The 23,195-nt window shown below is 67.4% G+C and carries 18 protein-coding genes and 2 pseudogenes; 10 read left to right on the top strand and 10 right to left on the bottom strand.

The window, feature by feature from the left end; all coding sequences use genetic code 11:
* The first annotated feature begins 583 nt into the window (after window positions 1-583).
* A complete protein-coding gene (locus ACYCUK_RS17810) occupies window positions 584-1,636 on the top strand; it encodes a ketopantoate reductase family protein (RefSeq protein WP_461596008.1) in 1,053 nt (350 codons plus the stop codon).
* A gap of 67 nt (window positions 1,637-1,703) precedes the next feature.
* Here ACYCUK_RS17810 and ACYCUK_RS17805 read toward each other — a convergent pair whose 3' ends face one another.
* Together ACYCUK_RS17805 and phaP are read right to left on the bottom strand one after the other, a co-directional pair.
* On the bottom strand, window positions 1,704-2,501 hold the full coding sequence (locus ACYCUK_RS17805; RefSeq protein ID WP_461596007.1) for a S1 family peptidase: 798 nt from the start codon (window positions 2,499-2,501) through the stop codon (window positions 1,704-1,706).
* 299 nt (window positions 2,502-2,800) lie between these two features.
* Window positions 2,801-3,352 carry a TIGR01841 family phasin gene (gene phaP / locus ACYCUK_RS17800; RefSeq protein ID WP_461596006.1) on the bottom strand — a complete coding sequence of 184 codons (552 nt, stop codon included), beginning with the start codon at window positions 3,350-3,352 and terminating at the stop codon, window positions 2,801-2,803.
* A gap of 415 nt (window positions 3,353-3,767) precedes the next feature.
* Between phaP and ACYCUK_RS17795 the strand changes: the two genes are divergently transcribed.
* Genes ACYCUK_RS17795 through ACYCUK_RS17760 form a run of 8 tightly spaced genes read left to right on the top strand, consistent with a single transcriptional unit; the run spans window position 3,768 to window position 13,170 of the window.
* Entirely contained in the window at window positions 3,768-4,493 is a 726-nt protein-coding gene (locus ACYCUK_RS17795) for a nitroreductase (protein WP_461596010.1), read from the top strand.
* Window positions 4,490-4,804: a DnaJ family domain-containing protein gene (locus ACYCUK_RS17790; protein WP_461596005.1), complete on the top strand. Its 315-nt coding sequence runs from the start codon at window positions 4,490-4,492 to the stop codon at window positions 4,802-4,804. Before ACYCUK_RS17795 ends, ACYCUK_RS17790 begins: the two co-directional genes overlap by 4 nt.
* Complete coding sequence (gene pncB / locus ACYCUK_RS17785; RefSeq protein WP_461596004.1) at window positions 4,801-6,021, top strand: nicotinate phosphoribosyltransferase; 1,221 nt, start codon at window positions 4,801-4,803, stop codon at window positions 6,019-6,021. Before ACYCUK_RS17790 ends, pncB begins: the two co-directional genes overlap by 4 nt.
* Before the next feature lie 58 nt (window positions 6,022-6,079).
* Window positions 6,080-6,742, top strand: coding sequence for a LutC/YkgG family protein (locus ACYCUK_RS17780; RefSeq protein ID WP_461596003.1), 663 nt, complete (start codon window positions 6,080-6,082; stop codon window positions 6,740-6,742).
* On the top strand, window positions 6,732-8,159 hold the full coding sequence (locus ACYCUK_RS17775; protein WP_461596002.1) for a sodium:proton antiporter: 1,428 nt from the start codon (window positions 6,732-6,734) through the stop codon (window positions 8,157-8,159). The genes ACYCUK_RS17780 and ACYCUK_RS17775 overlap by 11 nt, the downstream gene beginning before the upstream one ends.
* 17 nt (window positions 8,160-8,176) lie before the next feature.
* On the top strand, window positions 8,177-9,145 hold the full coding sequence (locus ACYCUK_RS17770; RefSeq protein WP_461596009.1) for a 2-hydroxyacid dehydrogenase: 969 nt from the start codon (window positions 8,177-8,179) through the stop codon (window positions 9,143-9,145).
* 19 nt (window positions 9,146-9,164) lie between these two features.
* Window positions 9,165-10,706, top strand: a complete 1,542-nt coding sequence (locus ACYCUK_RS17765) for a DNA recombination protein RmuC (protein WP_461596001.1) — start codon at window positions 9,165-9,167, stop codon at window positions 10,704-10,706.
* Window positions 10,707-10,743: 37 nt separating this feature from the next.
* A complete protein-coding gene (locus ACYCUK_RS17760) occupies window positions 10,744-13,170 on the top strand; it encodes an adenosylcobalamin-dependent ribonucleoside-diphosphate reductase (RefSeq protein WP_461596000.1) in 2,427 nt (808 codons plus the stop codon).
* A gap of 514 nt (window positions 13,171-13,684) precedes the next feature.
* On the opposite strand, the gene ACYCUK_RS17755 is transcribed toward ACYCUK_RS17760, so the two are convergent.
* From ACYCUK_RS17755 to ACYCUK_RS17720, 8 genes and pseudogenes are all read right to left on the bottom strand, one after another.
* Window positions 13,685-15,292 (bottom strand): gamma-glutamyltransferase family protein, encoded by a 1,608-nt coding sequence (locus ACYCUK_RS17755; RefSeq protein ID WP_461595999.1) that lies wholly within the window; start codon window positions 15,290-15,292, stop codon window positions 13,685-13,687.
* A 44-nt stretch (window positions 15,293-15,336) separates the two neighbouring features.
* Window positions 15,337-16,221: an ABC transporter permease gene (locus ACYCUK_RS17750; RefSeq protein WP_461595998.1), complete on the bottom strand. Its 885-nt coding sequence runs from the start codon at window positions 16,219-16,221 to the stop codon at window positions 15,337-15,339.
* A gap of 2 nt (window positions 16,222-16,223) precedes the next feature.
* Window positions 16,224-17,165: an ABC transporter permease gene (locus ACYCUK_RS17745; protein ID WP_461595997.1), complete on the bottom strand. Its 942-nt coding sequence runs from the start codon at window positions 17,163-17,165 to the stop codon at window positions 16,224-16,226.
* Window positions 17,166-17,203: 38 nt separating this feature from the next.
* On the bottom strand, window positions 17,204-18,739 hold the full coding sequence (locus ACYCUK_RS17740) for an ABC transporter substrate-binding protein (protein ID WP_461595996.1): 1,536 nt from the start codon (window positions 18,737-18,739) through the stop codon (window positions 17,204-17,206).
* Window positions 18,740-18,926: 187 nt separating this feature from the next.
* Window positions 18,927-20,027, bottom strand: coding sequence for an ABC transporter ATP-binding protein (locus tag ACYCUK_RS17735; protein ID WP_461595995.1), 1,101 nt, complete (start codon window positions 20,025-20,027; stop codon window positions 18,927-18,929).
* Window positions 20,024-21,058: an ABC transporter ATP-binding protein gene (locus tag ACYCUK_RS17730; protein ID WP_461595994.1), complete on the bottom strand. Its 1,035-nt coding sequence runs from the start codon at window positions 21,056-21,058 to the stop codon at window positions 20,024-20,026. Before ACYCUK_RS17730 ends, ACYCUK_RS17735 begins: the two co-directional genes overlap by 4 nt.
* Window positions 21,055-21,774 (bottom strand): DUF1028 domain-containing protein, encoded by a 720-nt coding sequence (locus tag ACYCUK_RS17725; RefSeq protein WP_461595993.1) that lies wholly within the window; start codon window positions 21,772-21,774, stop codon window positions 21,055-21,057. Before ACYCUK_RS17725 ends, ACYCUK_RS17730 begins: the two co-directional genes overlap by 4 nt.
* Before the next feature lie 250 nt (window positions 21,775-22,024).
* Window positions 22,025-22,704: pseudogene (locus ACYCUK_RS17720) on the bottom strand (GntR family transcriptional regulator).
* A 211-nt stretch (window positions 22,705-22,915) separates the two neighbouring features.
* Between ACYCUK_RS17720 and ACYCUK_RS17715 the strand changes: the two are divergent.
* Window positions 22,916-23,070 (top strand): annotated as a pseudogene (locus tag ACYCUK_RS17715) (malonate decarboxylase subunit alpha); the annotation flags it as partial.
* Window positions 23,071-23,195 lie beyond the last annotated feature (125 nt).

Below are 23,195 nucleotides of genomic sequence, written 5' to 3'. Positions count from 1 at the left end.
AGATAGGCCACGAAATAGCACAGCATCAGGAAGGGTATGAGCCGCCAGCCCACCTTGGTGTAGGTGGCGGACTCGAACGCGCTGGGGCCGCTCGCGGCCATGGGGGCTGCCGACATGCTTGTCTCCTAGAGGGATGTTGTTGTGCCGGTAAGACTAGCAGCGCGCTGCGGGTTTGTCAGCCCGGCCTGACCAGGACTATGGCAGCAACAACGTCTCAGCCTACAGTATCAACGCCACCATCGGCGCGCTCACCTCCATCGGGACGGTCGCGGCGGGAACGTACCCCCGCTCCGTCGTGGTGGCGCAACCCCGAAGCCCGCGAAACCTACCGTTTGCGAGAAGGAATGAATCGAGAACGCACCGCCGCCAATCCATGATTGGGCGTTCTCGTATCTCCTGCTCGGGCCAGTGCGGTATTTTTTCCGTGCCCGGGGCCGTGGTGATGGAAAAACTTTGCGTCCATCGCCGCGCCCTATGGGGTAGTGCAACCATGGCAAGGAGTCGGCAAACCGGGGCGGCAACTCCTACCATGCGGCAGGACGGCAGAACCAACCGGCGACGGATTGGGTCCCGGGACGAATGGATGCACGAACAGGCGAAAGCGCGTGACGGGAGCATGGCGATGCGGGTTGTGGTGGTGGGAGCGGGAGCGGTGGGCGGCAGCCTTGCGGTGAAGCTGGCGCGGGCCGGGCATGCGGTGGGTGTGGTCGCGCGCGGCGCGCATCTGCAGGCCATACGCGCCCGGGGTCTGCGTTTGCAAGACCCCGCTGGCGACGAGACGGCGCAGCTGCAAGCCAGCGACCGACCCGAAGATTTCGGCCCGCAAGACTTGATCGTGCTGGGCATGAAGGCCCACCAGATGGCCCCGCTGCTGCCACGCCTTGGCAGCATGCTGCAGCAGGGCACCGTGGTGCTGCCGGCGATCAACGGTCTGCCCTGGTGGTATTTCCACGGCGACACCAGCCCGCAGGCGCTGGCGGCCGACGGCAGCGCTGCGCGCATCGCCTGCCTCGACCCGGACGGCAGCATGGCCGGCGCGCTCGACCTCGCGCACATCGTCGGCTGCGTGGTGCATAGCGCGTCCGAGGTCACGGCGCCGGGTGTCATCAAGGCCAACGGCCAGTACCGTTACGTCATCGGCGAGCCTGCCCATCCAGCGCAGGGGACGGCGGGTTTGAGTCCGCGCGTGGAAGCGCTCGCCGCCGCGTTGCGCGAAGCCGGATGCGACCCCAAACCCACCGCGCGCATTCGCGACGCCATCTGGATGAAGCTCATCGGCAACGCCTCGTTCAACCCGGTGGCCGCGCTCACCCGCGCGCGCATGGACCAGATCTGCGCCAACCCTGGCCTGCTCGACCTGGTGCGTGGCGTCATGCAGGAGCTGATCGCGCTCACCCGCGCCTATGGCTGCGACCCGCAGGTGGATGCCGAGAAGCGCATTGCCATCGGCCGCGGCATCGGTCCGGTCAAGCCCTCCACCCTGCAAGACCTGGAGCGCGGCCGGCCGCTGGAAGTGCAGCCCCTGCTCGGCGCCCCGGTGGAACTGGCCCGGCGCGCCGGCATCGCCATGCCCTTGACCGAGGCCATGCTGGCGCTGCTCACGGAACTCGACAGCCGCACGCAGCAGGCGGCGTGATGAGGCCACCTCCTGCATGACCTGAGCCAGGTCTCAGCCGTAGCCGGGCGCTTGCGGCTGGCTGGTATCAAGTCCCACCCGTGGCCAAGTTCGCGTCGACCGCTGCGCTCGTGCCTTCGTCGTCGGGCGAGTGGTCTTGCGCTTCAGGTGCGGTGAGCGTCAGCAGGATGTCGGCGTACCAGGCGCAGTTCAAGCCGAGCGACTCGTCGAGTTGCAAATCGCGTCCGCGCATGTCGATGCGCATGGAGTGCACGCCCAGAAGGATCCACGGCAGCTCGGCGTCGCCGTCCGTGTTGCGCATCACCACGGGCGCGCCGCTGGTGCCGCGGTGCGTGCGCCCATCGGTGAGGAAATAGCCTTGGCCCTGGAAGCGCATGCCGAAGGAGGAGGCAATCACCGCCTGGCGCACAACGGGCAGGTGATGCAGCGTGTCGTGAAAGCCCAGGGGGAAACCCACGATCAGCAGCGAGGTTCCCACCTCCACGGCTTCGAGCGAGCTGGGCAGATGTTCGGGCGTGAAGCAGCGCAGCACAACAGACTCTGGCAGGGCCGAGCGGTCGAGTTCGATCACCGCCACGTCGATTTCACCGGCGGCATCGCGCCCCTGGCGCCAGACGGACTTGCCGTCGCGGTAGAGCAGCACCGAGAGCGCCGTCGAACGCGTGAGGTTGTCTGCATCGGTATGCAGTTCGATCTCGATGCGATTGGGGAAATGTTTGCTCGGCTTGTCGATCACCACATGGCGGCTGGTGACCAGAAACAGGTGGTTGTCGCGCTCGAACAGGAAGCCGCTCGCGCCAGTCAGCGCCCGATCGTTGTCGAACGTGGAAACGCGGGCCGTGGTCAATAGCAGGGGCTCGATCATGGTGTCCTTCAAGGCCAGGTTGCGGAGCAGTCCACGCTATTGTCATGCTTGCCTCGGGATCGAGCGGACAGCCGGTTGCGTCCTCGCGCCCATAAAAAAAAGCCGGTCAGAACGACCGGCTTAAAAGGTACTTGGAAGTACCGAGGAGACAAACGGTTCAACGACTGAATTCTGCGTGGTCAGGTTGACTGCGCGGTTGAAAACATCCGAGCCAGCGCAGCGCCACCCCTCTTGAATCTCTTTCATCCCGGGGCGGCGATGTTGAGCGCCAACCCCGAGCGTTCGATGGTCGGTGCGGCTCAGGCTGCGCGCTTGCCGCGTGAGCTGGTTTGGGCGGCCTTCATCGCCGTGTTGGTCACGGTGTTGAAGTTGGCTTCCACCACTTCGGCAGCCTGCTTGCTGGCTTTTTGCACGGTGTCGTAGGCGCTGTTGGCGGCGCTCATGGCGCTTTTCATCATGGCCACGGCGGTTTCGGTGCCGGCAGGGGCGTTCTTCACGGCCGTGTCGACCATCGCCTGCATTTTCTTGTGCACTTCAGCGGCGTTGGCTTCGATGGCCTTGGCGAATTCAGCCTGCGTGCCCGAGGCAATTTCATACAGGTGATGCGAGTAGGACAACATCTTCTCGGCCATGGGCTGGGCCATGCCCGGCTGCATCGCGACCAGTTCCTGAATGTCTTTCACGGACAAGGCGGCCATGGCGGCCTCGGAGGTTTCGTGCATGGCGGTTTTCATGGTTTGCATATTCAGCTCAACCATTTTCTCCAAGCCATCGACAGCCTTGCCGGTCAGGGCAAACATGGCTTCGAGTTGGGACTTTTGCGCGGCGATCATTTGTTCGGGGGTCATCATCATGGGCTCCTAGACTTCCAAAGTTAACAGGACAGCATGCACGATTCTGACTGGGTGCCAAGTCATTTTCATGACACTGGCCTCTGCTCCCGGCATGCATATTGGTGCAGCGCACAAGGACAATTCTAGGCCGCGGAATTGGCTTGTCAAGCCCTTTTTTGTTGCGTTGCAACAAAAAGTCGGTGTATCATAAAAAATCCATATAAAACAAGAGTTTGCGTCTTTCGATTGGGTGGCAATTCCATGTTTTCGGAAGCGGTTTTTACGCTTGGGCATGAGAAAACCGGGAGATTGCACTGTCGCGCCGCAACATGCGAGCGACTACGTGCCCGCAAGCGCTGGGTCGGTGGCGCTTGCAGCGCGGCGGCACATTCCCCGGCCGGGCAATACACTTTTCCGCATGATCAAGCCCAGCATGCCCACGACGGCCGACGCGGATGCCGATGCCACGGAGTTCCCTGGCGCGGCCGCGGTGGACGCCGCCATCACCAGCCGCCGCTCCATCCGCCGCTTCCTGCCCACGCCGGTGTCGCGCGCAACGATCGAAGCCATCTTGCAAGTCTCCGCGCGCGCGCCCTCCGGCACCAACACCCAGCCCTGGCAAGTGCACGTGCTCACCGGCGCGGCGCGCCAGCGTCTGAGCGCGCGCCTCGCCGCCGCCTACGACGACCCCGCGCAGGAAGCGCAGCACACCGAGGAATACGCCTACTACCCGCGCGAATGGAAGTCGCCCTACATCGACCGCCGCCGCAAGGTCGGCTGGGACTTGTACGGTCTGCTCGGCATCGCCAAGGGCGACAAGGCGGCGATGCACGCCCAGCACCGGCGCAACTACCTGTTCTTCGATGCCCCCGTGGGTCTGATCTTCACCATCGACCGCATCATGGAGCTGGGCAGTTGGCTGGACTACGGCATGTTCCTGCAGAACATCATGGTCGCGGCGCGGGCACGCGGGCTCGACACCTGCCCGCAGGCGGCGTTCTGCCAGTTCCATCGCATCATCGAGGACGAACTGGGCCTGGGTCTGCAGCAGCAGGTGGTGTGCGGCATGTCGCTGGGCTGGGCGGATCCGGCGGCGATTGAAAACACCTTGGCGACCGAGCGTGTTCCGGTGGCCGAATTCGCGAGATTCCTGGCATGAACGCGCTGGCGTGGATCGGCGCGGCCCGCATCGCCCAGGCCGTCCAGGACGGCGCGTTCGATCACCTGCCCGGCGCGGGGCGACCGCTGAACGTGCTCGAGCGTGCCAGGAAGCTGCCGTGCGGCGCGGCGGCTCGGCAGCGCGAACGCGCGCAACTGCGCCTGCTATGGACCGCCGCGCTCGGGCGCAAGGGGTTGAACCACCAGCGCCAGGTGCCGGCCGGCATGGCCCGAACCGCCGAAGTGGATGCGCGCGAGCCGGAGCCGGGCCGCGCGCCCCGGCAGCCCGAGGCGCCGCGCCCGCAGCCATGATCATCGACTCGCTGCTCGACACCGACCTGTACAAGTTCACCATGATGCAGGTGGCGCTGCATCACTTTCCGGCGGCCCAGGTGGAATACCGCTTCACCTGCCGCACGCCGGGGCTGGACCTGGCGCGGCACATCGACGCCATCGAGCGCGAAATCGCCCATCTGTGCGGCCTGCGATTTCGCGCGGACGAACTGGATTACCTGCGCGGCCTGCGCTTCATCAAGAGCGATTTCATCGACTTCCTCGGCTTGTTCCAGCTCAACCGCAAGGCCATCGTTCTGGCGCCGGCACGCGACGTGGCGGGGCGCGAGACCGGCGGCATCGACCTGCGCATCCAGGGCCCCTGGCTGCACACCATCCTGTTCGAGGTGCCGCTGCTGGCCATCGTCAACGAGGTGTACTTTCGCCACGCCGTGCCCGTGCCGGATCTCGATCTTGGCCGCAAGCGCCTGCAGGACAAGGCGGCCGCGCTGCAGCAGCCCGGCCTGGAGGGCGTGCGCATCGCCGACTACGGCACGCGCCGGCGCTATTCGAAACACTGGCACGACGAGGTGCTGCGCACGCTCAAAAGCGGCCTCGGCGCGCAGCTGGCGGGCACCAGCAATGTGATGTACGCCATGCGCCACGGGCTCACGCCGCTGGGCACCATGGCGCACGAGTACCTCCAGGCCTGCCAGGCGCTGGGCCCGCGCCTGCGCGACAGCCAGACCTTCGCCCTTGAAACCTGGGCGCAGGAATACCGCGGCGACCTCGGCATCGCGCTGTCGGACGTCTACGGCCTGCAGGCCTTCCTGCGCGACTTCGATCTGTACTTCTGCAAGCTGTTCGACGGCGCCCGGCACGACTCGGGCGACCCGGTGGCCTGGGGCGAGGCGCTCATCGCGCACTACCAGCAGCACCGCATCGACCCGCGCACCAAAACGCTGGTGTTCAGCGACGCGCTGACCGTCGACCGTGTGATCGAGCTGTATCGGCTCTTCCACGGCCGCGCCCAGCTGGCCTTCGGCATCGGCACGCACCTGACCCACGACCTGGGCCATGCGCCGGCGCAGATGGTCATCAAGATGGTGCGCTGCAATGGCCAGCCGGTGGCCAAGATCAGCGATTCGCCCGGCAAGAACCAGGTGCTGGACCCGGCCTACATCGCCTACCTGCGCGAGGTGTTCGACATCCCGCCCCAGGCGGTGCTGCCCGAGGCCGAGCCCGAAGGCGGCTGAGGCCTGTTTCGTGCCGGGCCGAGGCGCGCAGGCCATCCGAACTCCTATCATCAGACCCATGGAGACCGCCACCGCACGACAAGCCGTCCTCGACCGCATCCGCACCCGCCAGCGGCGCGATGCGCGGCTCAAGCCCGCCGAGCACCGCGCCGCCGAGGCCGACATCGCCAACCACCTGCGCGGTCCCCAGCCCGCGCTCGGCAGCGACATGGCGCAGCGTTTCGCGCAACAGGCCCAGGCGCTGCAGACCACGCTGGAGCATGTGGCCGGCTGGGCGACGGCGCCGGCCGCGGTGGCGGCCTATCTGCGGGCCGGCGCGCTGCCCCTGGCTGCGGCGGTCTGGCCCGAGCTGGGCCATCTGCCCTGGGCCGAGGCGGGGCTGGCGGCGCAGTCGCGGCGCGCGCACGACGCGGACGCCGTGGGCATCACCGCCTGCTTCTGCGCCGTGGCCGAAACCGGCTCCCTGGTGCTGGCTTCGGGCCCGCAGACCCCGGCTTCGGTGCACCTGCTGCCGGAAACCCACGTCGCGCTGGTTCCGCGCAGCCGCGTCCTGCCCACGCTGGAAGACGCCTTCGCGCTGCTGAGGGCCGAGCGCGGGGCCGTGCCGCGCGCGCTCAACATCGTGTCCGGGCCGTCGCGCACCGGGGACATCGAGCAGACCATCGTGCTGGGCGCCCACGGGCCGTACCGCGTGCACGTGGTGATCGTCGATGCGGCTTGATCGGCGTTTGCGGCTGGGCCTTCCTGGTGCGCTGCTGCTCGTGCCGGGCCTGTCGCAGGCCGCCGCGACCGCCGCGCACGGGGCCGACGCCGCCTCGCTGAGCCTGTGGTGGGGCCTGCCCTTCGCGGCCATGCTGCTGTCCATCGCCTTGCTGCCGCTGTTCGCGCCCGGGCTGTGGCACCACCATCAAGGCAAGATCGCCGGCGGCTGGGCGCTGCTGTTCCTGCTGCCGTTTTCCGCCACCTACGGCGCCGGCGTCGCCGCCGACGCGGTCCTGCACACGCTGCTGCAGGAGTACCTGCCTTTCGTGTTGCTGCTCACCGCGCTCTACACCGTCAGCGGCGGCATCGCGGTGCGCGGCAATCTGCACGGCAGCCCGGCGCAGAACACCGCGCTGCTGGCCATCGGCACCGCGCTGGCCAGCGTCATGGGCACCACGGGCGCGGCCATGCTGATGGTGCGCCCGGTCATCCGCGCCAACGACGCCCGCCGCCACAACGCCCACGTGCTGGTGTTCTTCATCTTCCTGGTGGCCAACGCGGGCGGGGCGCTCACGCCGCTGGGCGATCCGCCCTTGTTTCTCGGCTTTCTCAAGGGCGTGGATTTCTTCTGGACCCTGCGCCACCTGTTCGCGCCCACCGCCTTGCTCTGCGCGCTGCTGCTGGCGGTGTTCTATCTGCTCGACCGCTGGTACTGGCGGCGCGAGGACGAGCGCAAACCCGTCGATCCCTCGCCCGACAGCCCCATCCGCATCATCGGCGCCTGGAACGTGCTGTGGCTGGCGGCCATCGTCGCCGCGGTGCTGCACAGCGGCATCTGGAAACCCGGCTTGACCGTGCATGTGCTGGGCCAGGAGCTGGAGCCGCAGAACCTCGCGCGCGATGCGGCGCTGGTTGTCGTGGCGCTGCTGTCCCTGCGCACCACACCGCGGGAGGCGCGCGAGGAAAACCACTTCAACTGGGGGCCGATGATCGAGGTGGGCAAGCTGTTCCTGGGCATCTTCCTCACCATCATCCCGGTCATCGCCATCCTGCGCGCCGGAAGCGATGGGGCGCTGGCCGGGCTGGTGCGCCTGACCAGCGATGCGCAAGGCCAGCCCGTCAGCGCCGCGTATTTCTGGCTCACCGGCCTGCTGTCCGCGTTCCTGGACAACGCGCCGACCTATCTGGTGTTCTTCAATCTGGCCGGCGGCGACGCGGCCCACCTCATGGCGCAGGCCACCACGCTGGTCGCCATCTCGGCCGGCGCCGTGTTCATGGGCGCGGTGACCTACATCGGCAATGCGCCCAACTTCATGGTCAAGGCCATCGCCGAGCATCGCGGCGTGCGCATGCCCTCGTTCTTCGGCTATATGGGCTGGTCGTTCGCGGTGTTGCTGCCCGCCTTCGCCATCCTCGATCTGGTGTTCTTCCGATGAGTGCTCTCACAACCGAAATGCAGCGTCCGCGCGTGCTGGTGGCGCGCGCGGTGTTTCCGGACATCGTCACGCAGCTGGCGCGGGTCGCCGAGGTCGAGGCCACGCCGGACGACGCCATCCAGACCCCCGAACGGCTTCGGGAGCGGCTGCGCGACAAGCACGGCGCCTTCATCACCAACAGCGAGCGCATCGACGCGCAGCTGCTCGAAGCCTGCCCGCTTCTGCGCGTGGTGAGCACCATGACCGTCGGGGTCGACCACATCGACCTCGCGGCCTGCGCGGCGCGCGGCGTGGTCGTCACCCACACGCCCGACGTGCTCACCGAGACCACCGCCGATTTCGGCTTCGCCCTGCTGCTCGCCGCCGCACGGCAGATGAGCGAGGCCGAACGCTATTTGCGCGAAGGCCGCTGGAACAAATGGCGCTACGACCTGTTCGCCGGTGCCGACGTGCACGGCGCCGTGCTGGGCATCGTCGGCATGGGGCGCATCGGCCAGGCCATCGCCCGCCGCGCCGCATGCGGCTTCGACATGCGCGTGCTCTATCACAACCGCAGCCGGCTTGACGCCGGAGTCGAGCAGGCCTGCCGCGCCGAATACCGCAGCCTCGACGACCTGCTGCGTCAAAGCCAGCATGTATTGCTGGCGCTGCCCTACAGCCCGGCGGCCTACCACCTCATCGGCGCCCGCGAACTGGCGCTGGTGCGGCCCGGCGCCACGCTGGTGAACGTCGCCCGTGGCGGCGTCATCGACGAGGCCGCGCTGGCCGCTGCCCTGCACAGCGGCCATCTTGGCGCGGCCGGACTCGACGTGTTCGAGGGCGAGCCCACCGTCAACCCGGCCTTGCTCGCCGCGCCGCGCGTGGTGCTCACGCCGCACATCGCCAGCGCCTCCGTGCCCACCCGCCGCGCCATGGTGCAGCTCGCGGTGGACAACCTCGCTGCCGTGTTGCGCGGGCAGCCGCCCCTCACCCCCGTTCGCGTTTGATTTTCCGCTGAAACCACCCATGTCCTTCGAACTCGTCCTGCTGCTCGTCATCGCCGTGCTGCTGGTGCTCAGCCTGCTGCTGGGCTGGCTTGCGCGCATGCGGGCGCTGGCGGGCCTGCGGCAAACGCTCGCCGCCGACATCGCCCCCCAGCTCGAACGCCTGGAGCGCGAACTGCGCGGCGCGGTGCAGGCCAGCGGCCAAAGCCTGCGCACCGAGCAGGCGGGGCAGCTTGCGCAGTTCCAGCAAATGCTGCTCAACCAGCAGGGCGAGAGCACGCGCACGCAAAACGCCCAGCTCGACGCCGTGAACCTGCAATTGCAAAGCCTGCAAAAGGCCGTGGGCGACACACTCGTGCAGCAGGTGGGGCAGCTCACGCAGACCAGCACCCAGACCATCCAGACCCTGCAGTCGCAACTCGTGCAGCACCTCGATGCCTTGCGCAACACGACCGACCAGCGCCTGGTCGAATCGCGCCAGAGCGCCGAGCAGGGGCAGACGGCCATGCGCGAAGCCACCGAGCTGCGTCTCACCGAACTGCGCCAGACCACCGATAAAGGCCTGAACGAGATGCGTGGCACGGTGGAGCTGCGCCTGCGCGAACTGCAGGCCGACAACGAGAAAAAGCTGGAGCAGATGCGCGTCACGGTGGACGAAAAGCTCCACGCCACGCTGGAGCAACGCCTGGGCGAGAGCTTCAAGCAGGTGGCCGAGCGGCTGGAGTTGGTGCATCGTGGCCTGGGCGAAATGCAAAAACTCGCGCAGGGTGTCGGCGACTTGCAGCGCGTGTTCAGCAACGTCAAGTCGCGCGGTGTGTTCGGTGAAATTCAGTTGGCTGGTTTGATCGAGCAGGTGTTCACGCCCGAGCAATATGGCGTCAACGTCGAAACCGTACCTGGCTCCGGCGCACGGGTGGAATACGCCATTCGCCTGCCGGGCAAGGGCGACGGCCCGCTGTGGCTGCCCATCGACGCCAAGTTTCCGCGCGAGGACTACGAACGCCTGCTCGACGCCCAGGAGCGTGCCGACAAGCCCGCCGCGGACGCGGCCTCCAAGGCGCTGGAGTTGCGCCTGCGCGACGAGGCCAAGACCATCCAGAGCAAATACATTGCCGCGCCGCACACCAGCGACTTCGGCATCCTGTTCCTGCCCACCGAAGGCCTGTACGCCGAGGCGCTGCGCCGCCCCGGTCTGGTGGAGGCGCTGCAACGCGAACATCGCGTCATGCTCGCCGGGCCCACCACGCTGCTGGCCCTGCTCAACAGCCTGCACATGGGTTTTCGCACCCTGGCGCTGGAGCAGCGTTCCACCGAGGTCTGGAAGGTGCTGGGCGCGGTGAAGACCGAATTCGGCAAGTTCGGCGATGTGCTGGCCAAGACCCGGAAAAAGCTGGACGAAGCGAGCAACACCATCGGCGCCGCCGAAACCCGCACCCGCGCCATGACCCGGCAGCTCAAGTCGGTCGAAGCGCTTCCCGCCGACCAGACCCAGGCTTTGCTGGGCCTGCCGGCAGAGGATGCCACTGACCCCGTCAACCTCGACGACCCCGACGACGCGCTATAACCCCCAATGGGCGCGGGCCCAGGTTTCAGGAGTTTCCATGCAGCCACAAGACATCAGCCTCGACGTGCTGGCGGAGAAATACGCCAAGGGCGAGGAACGCACCATCGCCGACGTGCAGCAGCGCGTGGCTCGCGCCCTGGCTCGTGCCGAGGCCGAGCCGGCGCGCTGGGAGAGCGTGTTTTTGCAGGCGCTGCATGCGGGTTTCGTGCCGGCGGGGCGCATCCTCTCGGCTGCGGGCACCGACATTCAGGCCACGCTCATCAACTGTTTCGTGCAGCCGGTGGGCGATTCGGTGTCCGACGCGGTGGACGGCAAGCCCGGCATCTACAAGGCCTTGGCGCAGGCGGCGGAAACCATGCGGCGCGGCGGCGGCGTGGGCTACGACTTCTCGCGCATCCGCCCGGCGGGCGCGCATGTGGGCGGCACGCGCAGCCGCGCCAGCGGGCCGCTGTCGTTCATGCGCGTGTTCGACGCCTCGTGCGAGACGGTGGAATCCGCCGGCAGCAGGCGTGGTGCGCAAATGGGTGTGCTGCGCATCGACCACCCGGACATCGAAGCCTTCATTCACGCCAAGGACGCCGGCGCGTTCAAGAACTTCAACCTCTCGGTTGGCGTGAGCGATGCCTTCATGCAGGCGGTGGAGGGCAACGCCATGGTGGACCTCGTGCACATGGCACGCCCGGGCGATGACCAACTGGCGCAGGGCGCACACCAGCGGGCCGATGGCCAGTGGATTTACCGCTCCGTGCCGGCGCGCGATCTGTGGGACCAGATCATGCTGTCCACCTACGACCACGCCGAGCCCGGCATCCTGTTCCTCGACACCGCCAACCGCGAGAACAACCTGTATTACTGCGAGACCTTCGAGGCCACCAACCCTTGCGCCGAGGAGTTCCTGCCCGATTACGGCTGCTGCTGCCTCGGCTCCATCGACCTCACGCGCTTCGTGCGGCAGCCGTTCAAGCCGCAGGCAGGCTTCGACTTCGACGGTTTCCGCGCCGTGGCGGCTGCCGCCGTGCGCATGCTCGACGACGTGCTCGACGCCGCCTACTGGCCGCTGCCCGAGCAGCAGGAAGAGGCGCGCAACAAGCGCCGCGTGGGGCTGGGCTTCCTCGGCCTGGGCGACGCCTGCGTGATGCTGGGCCTGCGCTACGACACCCAGCCCGCGCGCGACTTCGCCGCCGAGATGGCCCGCGTGCTGCGCGACGCCGCCTACGAGACATCCGTGCAACTGGCGCGCGAGAAGGGCGCCTTCCCGCTGTTCGACGCCGGCAAATTCCTCGCCGGCAGCTTCGCCCGCCGCCTGCCTGCTCCGTTGCGCGAAGCCATTGCCGAGCACGGCCTGCGCAACTCGCACCTGCTGGCCGTGGCGCCCACCGGCACCATCAGCCTGGCCTTCGCCGACAACGCCAGCAATGGCATCGAACCGGCGTTCTGCTGGGTCTACACGCGCAAGAAGCGCATGGCCGACGACACCACGCGTGAGTACGAGGTGGCCGACCACGCCTGGCGCCTGTACCGCGAGCAGGGCGGCGACGTGAACGCGCTGCCGCCGCAGTTCGTCACCGCGCTGGACATGTCGGCGCAGGACCACATGCGCATGCTCGCCGCCGTGCAGCCCTTCATCGACACCAGCATCAGCAAGACGGTCAACGTGCCGGCCGACTACCCCTTCGCCGAATTCAAGGACCTCTATCTCGAGGCCTGGAAATCCGGCCTCAAGGGCGTGGCCACCTACCGTCCCAACACCGTGCTGGGCGCAGTGCTGCAGGCCGCCCCCAGCGCCCAGCCCGCCGTGGCCGGCCTGCCGCCCGACATCGACCCGCTCACGCGCCGCATCGAGGGCCGGCCGCAGGGCGACCTGCAGGCCGTCACCGGCAAGGTCAGCTATATGACGCCGGAAGGGCGCAAGACCGTGTACCTGTCGATTTCCTTCGCCGAGGTGGAGGGCGTGGTCGGCGGCCAGCCGGTGCGCATCGAGCGGCCCATCGAGTTCTTCATGCCGGCCGGCCAGCGCGACGAAGGGCAGCAGTGGATCGCCTCCAATATGCGCCTGCTGTCGCTGGTGGCGCGCTCCGGCGGCTCGGTGGCCAAGTCCTTGCAGAACATGCGCGAGGTGGTGTGGGACAAGGGGCCGGTGCGCTGCGGCGAGGTGATCAAGGCCGACGGCAGCCGCGCGCCGCGCTTTCACCAGTCCGAGGTTGCCGCCATCGCCTATGCGCTGCAGGAAATGCTCATGCGCCGCGGCTTCCTGGACGAGCAGGGGCGGGAGCAGACCCTGGCGGCGCTGGCGCAGCGCGCCAAGGCACCCGACTCGCGGCGCATCGACCTCGAAACCCCCGGCGATGCCCCGGACCTCCTGCCCGGCGGCCGCATCTGTCCCGACTGCGGCGGCCCCTTCCTGCGCCGCGTGGACGGCTGCGACCGCTGCGACAACTGCGGCTATCTCGGCAGTTGCGGCTGAGTTTGCGAGGGAGGTTTGTGGGTTACGTTGTGGGACCGCCAGCTCACGGCACTCAGCGGGTGGCCGGACATGGTGGAAACCTTCGTGCGCACGCCATGCACGCTGCGGAACTACCTGGCGCGGCTCGAACCGCCGTCCCCGCAGCTGGGCGTCCTGCTGGAGCACAACCGGGCATGCGCGGTGCAGGGCGCAGGGCGCCAAGAGCCCCATGTACCGCCGCACGCGCCAGGAACTCATCTCCAGGCTCAGCCGGGCCTGGGTGGACAACGGCCGCGCGGGCTAGGGCGGGCCTGTCTTTTATTGAGATTTTCAGAATGGGCGACAGACGCAAAGCGGCGCACAAAGCTCCCCCCTCCCAACCTCCCCCACGCGGTGGGGGAGGAGGCGCCCCCTCCCCATGCATGGGGAGGGTTGGGGTGGGGAGGGGTTCGGACCGTCACGAATTTGGGAAACATCAATAGTCTGCGCGTTGTCGTTCGGCATCGTCGCATTCCGCGTTTCGCGCGGGTGGATGTCAGAATCCCACGGCTTGCCCGTCGCGCCTGGAGTCGCTCGCGGCGACGTAGCCGTCCTGCGGGTCGTCCGAGAGCTTCCAGATGAACTGTCCCGCGCCGAAGTCCATATAGGCATCGGGGTCGGCCGTGACCGCGTGGCCCATCGCGCGCAATTCTTCGACGCGGTCCCGGGCCATCGTCGCCTCGCAGTCGATCGACAGTCCCGTGCCGACCTTCCAGCGCGGCGCGTCGCAGGCGGCCTGCGGCTGCTGGGCGTAGGTCAGCATGCGCACCAGGGTCTGCAAGTGGCCCTGCGGCTGCATATTGCCGCCCATCACGCCGAAGCTCATCTGCGGCTTGCCGTCCTTGGTGACGAAGCCCGGAATGATGGTGTGGAAGGGGCGCTTGCCGCCTTGCACGAGGTTGGGGTGCCCGGGCTGCAGCGAGAATCCATGGCCGCGGTTCTGCAGGCTCACGCCGGTGCCGGGCACGACCACGCCGCTGCCGAAACCCATGTAGTTGGACTGGATCAGGCTGACCATCATCCCGCCCGCGTCGGCCGCCGACAGGTAGATGGTGCCGCCGCGCGGCGGGGTGCCGTGCTGGAACGCCGTGGCGCGCCGCATGTCGATGCTCCTGGCGCGCTCGGCGAGGTAGCCGTCGCTGAGCAGGTCGGCCGGCGTGACCTCGGTCATCGCACGCGCGTCGCCGACCCAGCGGTAGGTGTCGGCGAAGGCCAGCTTCATCGCCTCGATCTGCAGGTGCTGGGCCTCGACGCCGTCGACGGGATAGCGGCCGATGTCGAGCTTGTCGACGATGCCCAGCGCCATCAGCGCGGCGATGCCCTGGCCATTGGGCGGGATCTCGTGCACGGTATGGCCGGCATAGTCCTTGGCGATCGGCGTCACCCACTCCGGCTGGTAGGCGGCGAGATCCGCAAGGCTCATGCTCCCGCCATGGTTCTTGGCGTGCGCGGCCAGTTTTTCGGCGATCTCGCCGCGGTAGAACGCCTCCCCCTGCGTCAGCGCAATCTGCCGCAGGGTCGCGCCGGCGTCGCTGAACACGAAGCGCTCGCCAGGCCTGGGCGCGCGCCCGTAAGGCATGAAGGCCGCGGCGAAGCCGGGCTGCTCCTGCAGCAGCGGAACCTGCCGCGCCCATTTGTCGGCCACGATGCAGGCCACCCCATGGCCACGCTCGGCCAGTTCGATGGCGGGTTCCAGAAGATCGGCGAACGGCAGCTTGCCCAGGCGCTGCGACAGCGTCACCCAGCCCGCCACCGCGCCCGGCGTCGTGACCGCATCCCAGCCCCGCACCGGCAGAGCGCCGCCGTGTTTGCGGGCGAAGTAGTCCGGATTCCACGCCTGCGGCGCCACGCCCGAGGCGTTGAGGCCGAGCAGTTGCGTGCCGTCCCAGACGATGGCGAAAAGGTCGCTGCCCAGGCCGTTGGACACGGGCTCGACGATGGTCATGGCCGCGGCCGCGGCAAGCGCCGCATCCACCGCGTTGCCGCCCTTGAGCAGCATGCGCAGCCCGGCCTGCGCGGCCAGCGGCTGCGACGTGGCGACGACGTTGCGCGCCATCAGCGGGCTGCGCACGGTGGGGTAGGGGTTATGCCAGTCGAATTGCATGGTCGGGATTCGCGTCGAGGTTGAACTGCAAAGGATGCGGAGATTCAGCGCTGCCGGGGGTCGAGGGCGTCGCGCAAGCCATCGCCGAGCAGATTGAACGACAACACCAGGAGAAAGATCGCCGCGCCCGGCCAAATACCCATCCAGGGGGCGTTGTCGATGTAGTCCTTGGCCGTATTGAGCATGCTGCCCCAGCTCGGTGCCGGGGGCTGCTGGCCCAGGCCGAGAAACGACAGACTCGCCTCGGCGATCACCGCGGCAGCGATGGCCAGCGTGGCCTGGACGATCAGCGGCGCGAGGACGTTGGGCATGACGTGGCGCCAGGCGATGCGCAGGGGCGAGTTGCCGACCGCCCGCGCGGCCTCGATGTAGTCCTCCACCTTGACGTTGAGGACCTGGGCACGCGTCAGGCGCACGAACACGGGTGTCGTGGAGACGCCGATGGCGATCATGGCGTTGGTGAGGCTGGGTCCCAGGAATGCCGCCAGGGCGATCGCCAGGATCAGGAAAGGGCAGGACAGGAAGGCGTCGGTCATGCGCGAAATCAAGGCGTCGGTCAAACCGCCGAGGTAGCCGGCGGCCAGGCCGATGGGCACACCCAGCAGCAGCGAGATCGACACCGACACCACGCCGGCCGAGAGCGACGCGCGCGTGCCCCAGATGACGCGCGACAGCACGTCGCGCCCGAGTTCATCGGTGCCAAACCAGTGCGCCGCCGAAGGCGCCTGGCGGATCGCGCTCCAGTTGGTGGCCAGCGGGTCGAACGGGGAAACCCAGGGCGCAAAGACCGCCATCAGCACAAACAACACGACGACAACGAGCCCCGCGAGTGCCGCGCGCCGGCGGTAGAGACGGCGCCAGCCCCGGCGCCAGGGGCCAGCCTCCAGGACGGGTTGGGACGCGGCAACGGCAGGGAGGACTGCGGACATGGCTAGCGGCGCAGGCGTGGGTTGATGAGGAAGGAGGCCAGGTCGGCCAGCAGGTTCAGCACGATGTAGGCGAGCGCGGTGATCAGCACCACGCCTTGCACGACGGCAAAGTCGCGGTTGGCCACGGCATCGACGATCAGCTTGCCGAAGCCGGGGATCGTGAACACCTGCTCGGTGAGGACGGCGCCGGAGAGCAGGGTGCCGAGTTCGAGGGCGCCCAGGGTGATGATGGGCGTCAGCGCATTGCGAAAGGCGTGCTTGAGCACGACCACGGGTTCGCTCAGGCCCTTGGCGCGTGCGGTTCGCACATAGTCGGCGCTGAGCACCTCCAGCATGGCGCTGCGGGTGTGGCGCATGAGCACCGCCGCGATCGAATTGCCCAGCACGAAGGCCGGCATGGCCATGCCCAGCAGGTTGGCGCGAAGGTTCACGAACGGACTGACGTAGCCGGACGCCGGGAACCAGCCCAGCTGCACGGAGAACAGCAGGATCATCAGGATGCCGAGCCAGAAATTCGGCGTCGACAAGCCCCACAGCGCGAAGGCGTTGGCGGCGTAATCCCAGGCCGTGCCGCGCCCCACGGCGGCGACGATGCCGGCAGGGATGCTGACGAGCAGGGCCACCGCCATGGCCAGCAGCGACAGCTCGATGGTGACCGGAAGCTTCTGGGCGATGAGTGCCGACACGGGCTGCTGCAGGCGCATCGATTCGCCGAGGTCGCCATGCAGCACGTCGCGCACCCAATAGCCGTAGCGCACCGGCAGGGGTTGGTCCAGGTGCAGCTTCTTGTGCAGGTAGGCAACGACCGTCGGGTCCTGCTCCTCACCGGCCAGGATCAGTGCCGGATCGCCTGGCAGGAGCTGCTGCAGGCCGAAGATCAGGATCGAGACGAACACCAGGGTCGGCACGATCGAGGCCAGCCGCTTGAGGAGAAATTCGAGCATGTCGATGGCCGCGCCCTTGACGGGCGCGGCCCATGGCTTCAGGCCATCTTCAGCCCGGTCACCCGGAGCAGGCCGTCGGGGATGTCGCGCACGCCGGTGAGCTTGCGCGTGTAGCCCCACAGCCAGTGGGCGTGATAGACATAAAGAATGGGGCGGTCATTCAGCACGCGCGCGGCGATTTGTTCATAGTCGGCCACGCGTTGCGCCGTCTGCAGATCGCTGCGCGATTTGTTCAGGAGCGTGTCCACGGCCGGCACGCAGTAACCGCTGTAGTTCAGCGGCTGTTTGCAACCGTCGAAACTGAACAGATTCCCGTCCGGGTCGGCGCGCCCGCTCCACTGCAGGACATAGGCTTCGTATTCCCCTTTCTCGGCCAGATTGAGCGAGGTCGCGAACTCGGTCGATTGGATCTTCACGTCGAACCCCGCGTCCCGCGCCATGGACTGCACGGCCTGTGCCAGTCGTTGCGAGTCCGAGGTTGTCGGCGTCATCAGGGTGAAGCGGGGATTCGGCACGCCGGCCTCCTTCAGCAAGGCCCTGGCCTTGGCGACGTCGCGCTTGGGCACGGGGACATTCTTGGCGTAGAAGCGATTGGTCGGTGGCACCCACTGGTTGCCCACGGTGGCCTCGCCGTTCATCACGACCTGAACCAGTCCTTCGCGGTCGATGGCCAGCTCGAAGGCCTCGCGCACACGGGCGTCGCGGCCGAGCGGGTTCTTTTGCGCCAGGGCGCTCTTGCCGACATTCATCGTGATGCCCTGGTAGCCGATTCCCGTGATGCTGGACGTCTTGAACCGGCTGTCCCTGCGCAGCCCGGCGATGTCCGACGAAGCCATGCGTTCGATGAAGTCGAGCTGGCCCGCGCGCAGGTTCGCCAGGCGTACCGCGGAGTCGGGGATGGGTGTGTACACGACCTTGTCGAAGTGAACCGCGTCCTTGTTCCAGTATTCGGCGAAGCGCTCCAGCACGATGTGTCCTTGAGGGACCCGTTCGACGAACTTGAACGGCCCGCAGCTGACCGGCTTGTTGGCGAAGTTCTCGCCTTCCGCCTGCGCGGCCTTGGGAGAGACCATCATGCCGGCACGGTCCGCAAGCACCGAAAGCAGCGGGGCGAAAGGGGCCGAAAGATTCAGTCGTGCCGTGTAGGGATCGATGACCTCGACGCTTTCCACGGGTGCAAGCTCACCGCGGCGGCTCGACCCCGGGAGGGTCTTGTGCCGCTCGATGTTGTATTTCACCGCCGCTGCGTCGAATCTCTCGCCATCTTGGAACAGGACGCCTTCGCGCAGCTTCAGCGTCAGCGCCTTGTTGTCGGGCGACCATGCATAGCTGGTCGCAAGCTGCGGCACGATATTGAGCTTCTCGTCGATGTCGAACAGCTTGTCGCACAGAGCCGCAAACACGATGCGGCCGACGAAGGTGCGCGCCAGTGTCGGGTCCAGCATGTCGGGGTCTTCGGCCAGGCCCACGCGCAGAGTCTGAACCTGCGCGGCCAAGGCTGAAGCGGGCAACGCATGCCCGACGGCCCCGGCCAGCGTGAGACTTGATGCCTTGATGAATGAACGTCGATCCATGGTGTTAATCCCCCAAAGTGAGTGTGAAAAATCCTGACCTGTGATGCCCTTGGCGATGGACGCCAACCTGACCCGGACCGAGTCCTCGAGACGGGGCCGGATTTGGAACAACGCCAACGGGAAATGGCCTGCCCCGTTTGGCGATGGAAACCGCACTGCAGCGATCGGTGCATGTCGCAGGCGTTGCTCATGCCGGGGCTCCGGTGCGGGCGGCGAAGGCCGACTGCAGCTTGGCCAGGCGCGGGTTTGCCGGTGCGCCGCCGGCGCCTTTCCGCAAGGCCAAAGGCACCTCGATCTCGCGCCAGTAATGACATGCCACGCCATGCCCGCCCTCCGCAGCGAGAACAGGCGTGCTTTGCGCGCACAGCGGGCGCGCATGCGGGCAGCGCGTGTGGAAGTGGCAGCCGGGCGGCGGTGCGAGCGGGCTCGGCACATCGCCGGCCAAGGAGATGCGTTGCCGTGCCGTGCGGGGCTGCGGCGAGGGAATGGCCGACAGCAGGGCCTGGGTATACGGATGGCGCGGCGCGGCGTAGAGCGCGCGCTTGTCGGCGATTTCGACGATGCGCCCGAGATACATCACCGCGACCCGGTCGGCGATGTGCTTGACGACGGCGAGGTCGTGCGCGATGAAAATGTAGGCGAGGCCGAACGTCTGCTGGAGGTCCTGCAGCAGGTTCACGACCTGGGCCTGTACGGACACGTCCAGCGCCGAAACCGCCTCGTCGCACACGACCAGCTTGGGTTCGACGGCCAAGGCGCGCGCGATGCCGATGCGCTGGCGCTGGCCTCCCGAGAACTCGTGCGGATAGCGCAGCGCATGTTCCGGCGCCAGCCCCACGGTCTTGAGCAGTTCGGCCACGCGCTCGCGGCGCCGGCCCTCGGCAAGGCCGTGGAGGAGCAGCGGCTCGCCGAGTGTCTGGCCCACCGTCATGCGCGGGTTGAGCGAGGAGTAGGGGTCCTGGAAGATGATCTGCATGGCGCGCCGCTGCGCCCGCAGCGCCTGCGCATCCAGCGCGCCGAGGTCGGCGCCGTTGAACCAGATGTGCCCTGCGGTGGGTTCGATGAGGCGAAGAACCAGCCGCCCGAGCGTCGATTTGCCGCACCCCGATTCGCCGACGACGCCCAGGGTTTCACCGGGCGCGAGCGCAAAGTCCACGCCATCGACCGCGCGCACGGCGCCCTGGGTACGGCCCAGGATGCCGCGCTTCACCGGGAAATGCTTGACCAGCCCTTCAACGCGCAGCAGCGGGGATGTCGCGAATGGATGCGCTGGCATGGGCTTGTTCATGCGGGCACGCCCGGCCGGGTGGCGAAGTCCATGGACGGTGTTTTTTCAAACAGGGCTTGCGGATCGAGAGGGGCCTTCCAGCATGCCGAGACATGGTTTTCACCCACGTTTCTAAGTGTAGGCGCAGCGGCATGGCATTGTGCGTCGGCAAACGGACAGCGGTCGGCAAAGCTGCAGCCCGAGGGCAGGCGCAGGGGGTTGGGCACCTGGCCGGCGATGGACGCGAGGCGTGTTTGCGCGTCATCCAGCCTGGGTATGGAACCCAGCAGGCCGATGGTGTAGGGATGCTGCGGCTCATCGAACAGGGTCTGAACCGGCGCCCGCTCGACCACCCGGCCGGCATACATCACCACCACCGCGTCCGCCACTTCGGCGACCACGCCCAGGTCATGGGTGATGAGGACGATGGCCGTGCCGGTTTCTTCCTGCAGCGTGCGCATCAAGTCGAGGATCTGCGCCTGGATCGTCACGTCCAGCGCCGTGGTTGGCTCGTCGGCGATCAGCAGGCGCGGCTCGCAGGCGAGGGCCATGGCAATCATGACGCGCTGGCGCATGCCGCCGGACAGCCTGTGGGGATATTCGTGGAAGCGCTGCTCGGGGGCCGGAATGCGCACGCGCCTGAGCATCGCCATGGCGCGCTCGGCGGCTTGCGCGCGGCCGATGCGCCGATGGCGCAAAAGGCCCTCGACGATCTGGTTGCCGATGGTGTACGCCGGGTTCAGCGAGGACATCGGCTCCTGGAAAATCATGGCCATGCCGTTGCCGCGCAAGTTTTGCATCTCGGCTTTCGGCAGGCCCAGAAGTTCGCGGCCCTCGAAGCGGATGGAGCCGCCCACGATGCGCCCGGGTGGATGAGGCACCAGGCCCATGATGGACAAGGAGGTCACGCTCTTGCCGCTGCCGGATTCGCCGACGATGGCGAGCGTGCGGCCGGCCTCGAGCGAAAAACTCATGCCGTCGACGGCCGGAAATTCGCCGTCTTCGGTGGCGAAGTGGGTGCGCAGGTCCTGGACCTCGAGCAGGGCCGTCATGGCGTGTCCTGGCGCCTCAAGGCCTGGAATCGGGCGATGCGCGCTTCGATCTCGCTGCGGTCGGTCAGGCCGACAGGATCGTCCCGCTTCGGCAGGCAGGCCAGGAAGGGCTGGTAGCGTTCCAGACTCTTGGCATACAGGCGCCGCAGTTCCGCGATGGGTTCCGCATGGTCGTCGACGCGCAGGTCCAGCAGCGGGTAGTCCTCGCGGCCGTGGATGCGCAGCGCGGCCGCCTGCTTGCCGCGCTTGTCGCCGCCCGCCGCTTCACCGGCCGCCATGGCGGCAATCAACCGCTCGGCGAGCGCTTGCCCCTTGGTTGCGACGAAGGCCTGCGCGGTGGCTTCGATCACCTGCGGACCGGCCAGCATATTGCCGGCGACGCTGAAGTCGTCGTACACCGCATGGCCGCACCATCCGATGCACGAGGCGCCGGTGTGGGCGGCGCCCCTGCCCGAGGCCGGTAGCACGTGCAGCTGGCGATGGCCGCGACCCGCATCGGCGCCAGTCAGCGCCGCGACCAATTCCTCCGGATTGCAGCCCGCGGCAAGCGCGTCGAGGCCGGCGGGGCCATAGAGCGGATTCATCAGCGCCTGTGTCGACAAGGCACCAACTTGGCTTCGCGTATGGACGCAGAGCCCGCCGACGGCAAAGAAGCGGCTGGCGACCGCGACACCGAATGTGCCGTCGTCGTCGCGCGCCAGGATGGACCAGGTCATAGGCTTTGCCGTTCGGGCTTTTGTTCGAGCTGCTCGGGTGTATTACATAAAAAGTGCGCGGGTTCTTCCGACTTCAAGGCGCGGTTCGTCAAACGCAACTTCCATGCCCAAGCCCCTGTGCTTGTCGTGGCGCATGCGAGGGAATGAAGCATGGAGAAGCGTGTACACATGCAGCTTCCATTTTGGTGCCAAACGCCCCATGTTGGGAAATTTGCGCCACAGGGCAGCGCGCTTGGTGCAGCGGTCGACATCAGGCTTCTGCCGTTGTGGTCCGCAGTTGCGAGAGCGCGGCCATCAGGTCGGCGAAGCGCTCGCCCTGGACCATGACATGCCTGAGCAGGGCCTGCGCGGCGCGCTCGCCGTCGCCGGCCTGGATGGCGTCGACGACGGCCTGGTGCTCGCTGTAGGAGGCCTGCAGCCGGCCCTTGACGCGCAATTGCAGCCGCCGGTAGGGGCGCAGCCTGCGATGCAGCGTCGTGGCCTGTTCGCACAGGAAGCCGCTGTGGCTGCCGGCATAGATCTGGTGATGGAAGGTTTCGTTGAGGTGGTAGTAGGCATCGGCGTCGCCGGCGTTGCGCGCGGCCTCGCAGGCCCGGTGCGCGGCTTCCAGCGCGGCCAGTTCCTCGGCCTCTGCATGCGCCGTGCGGCATGCCGGCCGCACAGGGCCTCAAGCTCGGCCATGACCTCGAACATCTCGATCAGGCGCTGTGGGGAGATTTGGGCCACGGTCGCGCCGCGCCGGTGCCGGATGTCGACCATGCCGGCCGATGCCAACCGCATCAGTGCCTCTCGCACCGGCGTGCGCGACACCCCGAAGCGCTGCGTCAGATCGGCTTCGTCCAGGGGCGCGCCGGACGGCAGTTTCCCGGTGGCGATGTCCTCTTCGATGGACTCGCGCAGGCGATCAGCGAGGGAAATGCTCTTGTCCATGGGTGTGAATGCTAGCGGGATCGCCCATCATGAAGGCAAGACGCAGCCTGTTGTGTCCTGGAAAACCCCGTATTGCGGATACAAAAATTTCCACAAAGAATGCAGAATCATCTTTTTTGTATTTTACAGGCTCCAACTTTTGGAATCCGCGCCTGTATCCGCCTCCTTGGGCCGTCAAGCCGCGGGCTGGAACACCCGGCGCGCGGAGAAGATGCGCCGCTTGAGCGCCGTGGCGCATCTGGCGGACGGCTGCATCTTGCCCGCGGAGCGCATGGTCGAGGCGCTGGAGAACTGCTGCTGGCGCCCGGCGACCGCGTCGCGCTCGAAGGCAACAACCAGAAGCAGGCGGACTTGCTGTGGCGCAGCTCGGACACCCGGCAACTGCCGGTGCAGATGCTGCTCGAAGACGGTTCGTACCTCAGCGTCATCAGTCCCGCCGGCGTCAGTCGAGCCCAGGCGCGCGAGCAAGCCATGCCCGTGCGCGTGATCGA

This window comes from Thiomonas sp. (assembly GCF_054608695.1).
This window is presented reverse-complemented; position numbering and strand designations above follow the sequence as displayed.

Bases quoted from the DNA above. Each gene is read 5' to 3' on its own strand.
- ACYCUK_RS17770 (WP_461596009.1), top strand. From the start codon at position 8,177: ATGCAGCGTCCGCGCGTGCTGGTGGCGCGCGCGGTGTTTCCGGACATC.
- pncB (WP_461596004.1), top strand. From the start codon at position 4,801: ATGATCATCGACTCGCTGCTCGACACCGACCTGTACAAGTTCACCATG.
- ACYCUK_RS17750 (WP_461595998.1), bottom strand. From the start codon at position 16,221: ATGTCCGCAGTCCTCCCTGCCGTTGCCGCGTCCCAACCCGTCCTGGAG.
- ACYCUK_RS17745 (WP_461595997.1), bottom strand. From the start codon at position 17,165: ATGCTCGAATTTCTCCTCAAGCGGCTGGCCTCGATCGTGCCGACCCTG.
- phaP (WP_461596006.1), bottom strand. From the start codon at position 3,352: ATGATGACCCCCGAACAAATGATCGCCGCGCAAAAGTCCCAACTCGAA.
- ACYCUK_RS17725 (WP_461595993.1), bottom strand. From the start codon at position 21,774: ATGACCTGGTCCATCCTGGCGCGCGACGACGACGGCACATTCGGTGTC.
- ACYCUK_RS17735 (WP_461595995.1), bottom strand. From the start codon at position 20,027: ATGAACAAGCCCATGCCAGCGCATCCATTCGCGACATCCCCGCTGCTG.
- ACYCUK_RS17805 (WP_461596007.1), bottom strand. From the start codon at position 2,501: ATGATCGAGCCCCTGCTATTGACCACGGCCCGCGTTTCCACGTTCGAC.
- ACYCUK_RS17765 (WP_461596001.1), top strand. From the start codon at position 9,165: ATGTCCTTCGAACTCGTCCTGCTGCTCGTCATCGCCGTGCTGCTGGTG.
- ACYCUK_RS17755 (WP_461595999.1), bottom strand. From the start codon at position 15,292: ATGCAATTCGACTGGCATAACCCCTACCCCACCGTGCGCAGCCCGCTG.
- ACYCUK_RS17760 (WP_461596000.1), top strand. From the start codon at position 10,744: ATGCAGCCACAAGACATCAGCCTCGACGTGCTGGCGGAGAAATACGCC.
- ACYCUK_RS17795 (WP_461596010.1), top strand. From the start codon at position 3,768: ATGCCCACGACGGCCGACGCGGATGCCGATGCCACGGAGTTCCCTGGC.
- ACYCUK_RS17790 (WP_461596005.1), top strand. From the start codon at position 4,490: ATGAACGCGCTGGCGTGGATCGGCGCGGCCCGCATCGCCCAGGCCGTC.
- ACYCUK_RS17775 (WP_461596002.1), top strand. From the start codon at position 6,732: ATGCGGCTTGATCGGCGTTTGCGGCTGGGCCTTCCTGGTGCGCTGCTG.
- ACYCUK_RS17810 (WP_461596008.1), top strand. From the start codon at position 584: ATGCACGAACAGGCGAAAGCGCGTGACGGGAGCATGGCGATGCGGGTT.
- ACYCUK_RS17780 (WP_461596003.1), top strand. From the start codon at position 6,080: ATGGAGACCGCCACCGCACGACAAGCCGTCCTCGACCGCATCCGCACC.
- ACYCUK_RS17730 (WP_461595994.1), bottom strand. From the start codon at position 21,058: ATGACGGCCCTGCTCGAGGTCCAGGACCTGCGCACCCACTTCGCCACC.
- ACYCUK_RS17740 (WP_461595996.1), bottom strand. From the start codon at position 18,739: ATGGATCGACGTTCATTCATCAAGGCATCAAGTCTCACGCTGGCCGGG.